The organism is Nitrospira sp. Vd2, from assembly GCF_979581665.1.
The window spans coordinates 22,525-29,466 of sequence record NZ_CEFZSK010000024.1 but is presented as its reverse complement, the minus strand read 5'-3'; the positions used below and the strand labels follow the sequence as shown (position 1 = coordinate 29,466).

General features: G+C 58.9%; 5 protein-coding genes. 3 read left to right on the top strand and 2 right to left on the bottom strand.

Annotation, left to right across the window (positions count from 1 at the left end; translation table 11 throughout):
• Positions 1–352 precede the first annotated feature (352 nt).
• The 3 genes from AC1U7K_RS11260 (at position 353) to AC1U7K_RS11250 (ending at position 3,422) form a co-directional block, all read left to right on the top strand.
• Positions 353–646 (top strand): GYD domain-containing protein, encoded by a 294-nt coding sequence (locus AC1U7K_RS11260; protein WP_480251392.1) that lies wholly within the window; start codon positions 353–355, stop codon positions 644–646.
• Positions 647–1,391: 745 nt separating this feature from the next.
• Positions 1,392–2,399, top strand: coding sequence for a response regulator (locus AC1U7K_RS11255; protein ID WP_480251391.1), 1,008 nt, complete (start codon positions 1,392–1,394; stop codon positions 2,397–2,399).
• Between the two features lie 294 nt (positions 2,400–2,693).
• Positions 2,694–3,422: a hypothetical protein gene (locus AC1U7K_RS11250; protein WP_480251389.1), complete on the top strand. Its 729-nt coding sequence runs from the start codon at positions 2,694–2,696 to the stop codon at positions 3,420–3,422.
• Between the two features lie 75 nt (positions 3,423–3,497).
• On the opposite strand, the gene AC1U7K_RS11245 is transcribed toward AC1U7K_RS11250, so the two are convergent.
• Both AC1U7K_RS11245 and AC1U7K_RS11240 read right to left on the bottom strand, forming a co-directional pair.
• A complete protein-coding gene (locus tag AC1U7K_RS11245) occupies positions 3,498–4,211 on the bottom strand; it encodes a response regulator (RefSeq protein ID WP_480251388.1) in 714 nt (237 codons plus the stop codon).
• Positions 4,208–6,907, bottom strand: coding sequence for a DUF4118 domain-containing protein (locus tag AC1U7K_RS11240; protein WP_480251387.1), 2,700 nt, complete (start codon positions 6,905–6,907; stop codon positions 4,208–4,210). The genes AC1U7K_RS11245 and AC1U7K_RS11240 overlap by 4 nt, the downstream gene beginning before the upstream one ends.
• Positions 6,908–6,942: the final 35 nt, after the last annotated feature.

The following is a 6,942-nucleotide window of genomic DNA, read 5'->3' as shown; positions in this document are numbered from 1 at the left end:
TCCTGGCCAGCGTGGCTCGATTTTGTCAGCGCACTTCAGAGACAGGACACTAGCTAGAGCAATGGGCCTCCGCGTCCGTGCGCCGCCTGTCACCTAAGTGCATCGTGATGCATCGTCTCCATTCTTGGCTACAAACATTCGGTCGGAGAAGAATGCTCTGCATCCCTCTCTTTTCATAGCGGCGTGCAGTCCCATCGCTCTAACAGTCGCCATCGCAACTGGCTTGGCTACCGAAACCCATAGCCTGTAATATCCGACAGTTGTTGTGCTTTACACGTAATGTGATCATCATGATCTTCTCCACGGAACGCGGCTTTTCCTCAACGCCTTCATCAGGAGCAGGAGGTGCGCAATGCCAACGTATTTGATTTTCTCAAAATGGACCGAGCAGGGTATCCGGAATATCAAAGAGTCACCCAAGCGTCTCGAGGTTGGGAAACAGAAGCTCAAGGATCTCGGCGGGGAGATTAAGGCGTTTTACCTGACCCTCGGCGACGACGATATGGTGGCGGTCGCCGAGGCGCCTGATGACGAAACGCTTGCGAGACACCTCTTGTGGCTCGGATCCCAAGGTAGCGTCACGACCAAAACCGTCAAGGTGTTTACGGAGGATGAGTATCGCCGAATCGTTGCCAAGGTCGCCTAACACGCATTTGATGGAACAAGAGTCGCGCTCCATTCCTCCCAAGGTTGAGCGGCGGACCATCTCGCGTGTGGCACTCCCGTATGGAGAAATCGGGCGATCGCTCTCAATCGCGGTCAAGCGTGGGCGATTATGTGTACCGGAATCGCAAAGTCTCTCGATCTAATCCTCTAACCCGCCTCGCCCCCGCTGTCATTAGGCATCGGCCCTTGTTGCAATGACCATTGCCAAGTCGATCTTACTCAGAGACTACGAAGAGTATCTTAAGAGGCAGGAGCGGCAGACGTATCGATTGAGATAGCTCGCGTATCTTTTTGGGCACGCGGGGCGGCCTCCGCTTCCGCCAGACCTATTGAAACTGAAGTTCTCGCAACAGCACTCCTTTTGCTTGCTCACCACCTTTAGATGCCGAATCACACTAGAGTTGTCTCTATAGGTGAACATGGCGTCGGCTCCTGTCCGGATTGGCGACACTCGTGCTGCTCGCTGGGATTCTCAGTTTCGCAGGCCTCCTGCTGATATCCCGCGTTGGCCTGCTCAGTCCTGATACTGAGGAGCAACTGAAATTATTACAGATGCGGACTACCGGCAGCCGGCCATGCCGAGAGGCGGACACAGCGGCCGGTGTATTCAGTCTGCTGAACGACTGCCACAAAGAACGCCCCTCAGTGATACGATAGGGACGCGAGTGAAGGGGTGGTCGATGTTGCAAGTCTAAGGACCGCTATCTCACCCATGGAGGCCAGCCATGTTTCTCCCGTTTTCTGGGTCTCATCAGCCTACGATCCTGCTCGTTGATGACGACATCGATATTTGCCATGGGTTAAAAGATTGGCTGGAACACTGCCAATATCAGGTGGAGTGTGTCCACCGAGGGACCGAGGCCATTACCCGTGCTCGGTCCATGACCTTCATGGCGGTCATCCTCGACCTGGGGCTTCCTGATATGGACGGCATGGCTGTGTTGCAGGCTATTCGGGGGGCCGATTCGAACCTTCCCGTGATCATTCTCACCGCGTTTATGGGAGACGATCTCAAAACACGGTGCTTGAGCAGTGGGGCGTATGGCGTGATGAGTAAGCCATATCACAAGCAGGCATTACGAACAATGCTCGGCTCGGCTGTCGCCGCCCGCGAACTTTCGCTCAAGACATCACACGCCGAATCGGCGTTGAGGTATGAGAGCTATAGCGAACAACAGGCACAGTTGGATCTCATCCCCGGCTTCTTTTGGTACAAAGACCGCAATAATCGAATTATTCGCGCGAATGCAAACGCGGCAGCATCAATCGGTCGGACCGTACAACAGGTGGAGGAGCGATCGACGTACGAGTTCTACCCTGAAGCGGACCAATACTACCGCGATGATCAGGAGGTGCTCACGTCGGGCCAGCCCAAACTCGGCATTGTGGAGTTGTATCAGATGGCGTCCGGCAAAAAGCGATGGATCAAGACCGATAAGGTGCCGTATCGAGACGAAACTGGAGCGGTGATCGGAGTGCTGGTCTTCGCGTCCGAAATAAGCGGCCAGACATCGGAGGAGGCGACGACATCAAATCAGCAGCCTTCAAGGGAAGGGAGCCCCTCTACAGATCAACCCCTTCGGCTCGTGGCGGTGGGACGGCGGATTGCCGCCGCCGCCCGGAAGGCGGCACGACTCGGCCCACAGATTGTCACGGTTGGTCGCTCGTTATTGATCTCACGTCTCCCCCAAAGAGTTCCGGCAACCCCAACGCCGTGTGATACGTTGTGGTAAACGAGTCCGGCTGAGTGTGATTGCAAATCCCTCGGATGCTCGAGCAGACCCATGCCGACAAACGTAAGCCATCTGAGCTGCGAGTATTCAACAATCGAGGCCGGTGAGTTACCTCCTCAATACACTTCTCCTTCTTTTCGCTTGCCGTTTGCCCCACCATCAGCCAGTGCTTTTGAAGAGCAAATAACTTAACCTTGTGCCTTCTCCTCAGCGATAACGATAGGACTCGGTCAAAGCGGGGTTGTTTGTGGCCACACACAGGAACCAGCACATGATCGATAAAGGGAGGGTGCCATGACAATCTCAAAGTTCCTTGCCACATCGGCCCTCGTGTCCATCCTGGTGATCCCCTACTTCGTATTCGCCGAGGGTCAGTTCGGCACCCCCAAGGGCAACGAAGGCACACGGATCTTCAAGGCGACCGAGCACCCGAACTATTCCGGACACTTTCATCTGTCCGGCAGCCGCGCGACGCTGGTCGGCAGCATGCAAGACCAGTCGCCCTGGGATCATTTGGATTATGCGGGAAAGCGGCTACAACCGGTCCAGGGGACGATCGACATCGACGTGAATGAGCAAACGAACACCGGGCACGTGATCGCGGAATTTCAGGAAGGGTCGGACCGCTACCGGATCGTGTTCGATCGATTTATGGCCGCACAACCCTTTCAAGATGGAGGAATTGCAACTCGCCTCTACGAACACGGAGATTCGGGAAATGGTGACCCGCTGTACCCAAAGACGTGGCTGTATCTCGCAGGCTGGGGCAAGGCCGACATGACGAAAAACGGAGAACCGTTGTACAAGGACTATTCCGCTCATTTCATGGTGATGGAGCGGTCGCGCGACCCGAACACGCATGAAGTGCGATATCCGATGAACAGGGAACAGCCCGGCGGCGAGACGGATCCCGCGGGAATGGAGATTGATGTATGGGTGCGATCGAAAGAACAGAACCAACAGAACTTCCCGCCTTTTGAAACCTTCGTCCATCTCTTTTGGGAAGAAGTGACCTGGCGTTAGTCGTGCCGGAGCCCGTTTACGGTTGCCGCGCCGGGGTCGAGGCCATATCGAACGTGCCGTGAACGAACGAAAACTCTACACGTCTTCAACCCTGAGCCGATAGCCGACACCGACCTCAGTCTGGAGGTACCGAGGGCGCGCGGGATCCTGCTCAATTTTATTTCGCAGTTGCCGCATATAGACGCGCACATAGTGCGCCTCGTCAACGTGTAACGGCCCCCACACCTCTTTAAGGAGTTGGCGATGGGTCACGACTTTGCCGGCATATTTCACGAGCGTCACGAGCAATTTGTATTCAATCGGCGTGAGATGGACCTCCGCCCCGTCGACGAGGACTTCCCGACGGTCTAGGTCCAACTTCAGCTCGCCCGTACTAAAGACGCCTTGAACATTGTCGACGGAAGCACGTGCCATCTGCCGCAAGCTGGCCCGCATGCGGGCTAACAGCTCGTTGACGCTAAACGGTTTCGTCACATAGTCGTCGGCCCCGAGATCGAGGGCGGCGACTTTCGACGTCTCTTGATCGCGGGCAGACAAAATAATGATGGGCACGCCGGTCCATTGTCGTAATTGCCGCACCACCTCGGTGCCGTCGATATCCGGCAATCCAAGGTCCAACAAAATAATGTCTGGGTTCCGGGCAACCGCTTCGCTCAGCCCCTCGCGTCCGGTCGTCGCCTCGTGGTACCGAAATCCGTGTTCAGTCAATGAGGCACGCAAAAAACGCCGAATCTCCGGTTCGTCTTCGATCACTAACGCAGTCCTCTGGGGCTCGACCCGGTTGGTCATCCAACGGTCCGCGATGCCACAACTTCCGGTGCGACCGTCGGCGGCGGACCGCCTAGCGGCAACGTAAACCGAAAGGCGGCCCCGCCTTCGGCACGATTGTGAACGGTAATGCGCCCGCCATGGGCTTGGACGATGCCCCGGCAGATCGTGAGCCCCAAGCCCACCCCGCCTTCCTGCGCGGTCCCGCGGTAAAACTTCTCGAAGATCCGTTCGTGGTCGCCCAGTGGGATGCCGGGTCCTCGGTCCGCCACTTCCACGACGAGGTGGCTGTCAACCACCCAGGCGCTTACCTGAATCGGCGTGCCGGGCGGCGCATACTTGGCGGCATTCTCCAACAAATTGATCAGCACATGCTGGACCAATACGCCATCGAGCGGCACGAGCGGCAAGTCCGGGAGGAACTGCGTCTGGATCTGATGGTCCTTCAGCCGTCCGCGCAATCGCGTGAGCGCAGCGCCCACGACCTCCTCGATCGGATGCCACTCTTTCTTGACCGCAATCCCTCCAGCTTCCAGTCGTGTCATGTCGAGGAGATTGCGCACGAGGCGCTCCAACCGGTTCGCTTCGTCCACGATGCTCTGCAGCAACGCTTTGGTATTCGACGCCGCATCATCTAATGACTGCAAGACGGTGCTCGCCGCACCGGTAATCGTCGCCAGCGGCGTCCGAAGATCATGCGAGACCGTGCTCAAAATGGCATTACGCAAGCGCTCCGTTTCCGCTTGCACCTGCGCGACATGGGACTCCTTGGCCAACCGGGCCCGTTCCAAGGCAAGCGCGGTTTGATTCGCGAGCGTCTCGAGCAGGTGCAGTTGGTCGAGATCAAAGCGACGACCGGCCTGAGCCGGGCGCACCGCCACCACACCGACGGGTCCCTGTGTACCGGCGAGCGGCCAGTAGAGCGCCCCGGACCCGGGCAGCGTGTCGGTGCCCAGTCCCGCCTCCTTGCCATGCTCATACACCCACTGGGCCACCCCTTTTTCCTTCGGCTCCACATCAAACAGCAGCGTGGGCATGCGCTGAAGTGCCAACTGCCCGGCATCATCCGGCAAGAAGAAGGCCACTTGACTGTCGAACGTCTGTCGAAGATGGTTCGAGGCCGCGGCGATCAAATCTCCGATCTTGCGATGCTTCGCGAGGTCACGGCTCATCGCGTACAGCACCGCTGTCCGCTCCTCGCGCTGATGCGCGGCGGCCGCCTGTTGCTGAAGTCGGACCGTCAACCGGGTGATGAGCAGCGCGATGGTCAGCATGACGGCAAAGGTCAGCAGATATTGCGTATCGGACACCGCGAAGCTGAAATACGGCGGGATGAAAAAGAAATCAAAGGCGGCCACGCTGGTGACCGAGGCGACGACCGAGGGGCCCAAGCCGAAACGGGCCGAGACAAAGGCGACTCCCAGCAGATAGACCATAATGAGATTGGCCGTGCCGAAGTACGGGAACAGCGTTGAATTCAAAACCGTGCAGGCGATGACGACCGCGAGCGCGTTTCCGTAGACCCGCCACTTCACGTGCTGCGGCGTCTTCTCGGTACGCAAGGGCCTGCTCTCGCCTGCCTCGCCCGTCATGACATAGATGTCGGTGTCGCCGCTCTGCCGGATCAAGTCCTGGACGACCGATCCGATCAGCCACTCCTTCCAGCGCGCGCGCACCGGCTTGCCGACGACGATCTTCGTGACGTTCCGCTCGCGCGCGTAGGCGAGCAGAGCCTCGCTCACCTGGTCGCTCGTGAGTGTGACCGTCTCGGCACCCAATTGCTCGGCCAGTCGCAACGTCTCGATCATCCGGTGGCGCTCACTCTCCGGTAAGCGCAGATGCCGAGAGGTCTGGACGTAGACCGCGATCCATTTCGCATGGAGCCCCGCTGCCATGCGCCTGGCCGCCCGAACCAGCATCGCGGCCCGCGGCTTCATGTTGATGCAGACCATGATCGTTTCCCCTGCCGGCCACGTCCGCGCGACGGCATGGTCGCGCCGGTAGACCTGCATCTGTTGGTCGACGCGCTCGGCGGTGGAGCGGAGGGCCAGTTCCCGCAGGGCGATCAGGTTGCCTTTGCGGAAGAAGTGGCGGAGCGCCTGCTGCGCCTGCTCCGGGACATAGACCTTTCCTTCTTTCAACCGTTGCAGCAGGTCATCGGGAGGCAGGTCGACCAATTCGACATCGTCGGCCTGCTCGAGGATGGAATCCGGGATGGTCTCGCGCACGCGCACGCCGGTAATCTGCGCCACGACGTCGTTCAGGCTTTCGATGTGCTGCACGTTGACCGTCGTGTAGACGTGAATGCCCGCCGTCAGCAGCTCTTCGACGTCCTGCCAGCGTTTGGGGTGCCGAGACCCGGGCCCGTTCGTGTGGGCGAGTTCATCGACGACCATCAGCGTCGGGCGTCTCGCCAACGCCGCATCGAGGTCGAATTCTTCCAACCGCACGCCGCGGTGCTCGACGATCCGAGGCGGCAGCAGCTCCAGGCCTTCCACCAACGCCTGCGTCTCGGGCCGGCCGTGAGTCACGACGACGCCGAGGACGACATCCACGCCCTCCCGCTTCTGTTCATGCGCGGCCTCGAGCATGGCATAAGTCTTCCCGACCCCCGCGGTGGCGCCGAAGAAGATTTTCAGCTTGCCGCGTTGCTCACGTAGCGCTTCTTGCTGGACTTGCTTGAGAAGCAGATCAGGATTTGGGCGGGTCCGTTCCATCTGGCCCTGCTGGTGAGAGCAGCCGTAAGTAGTGT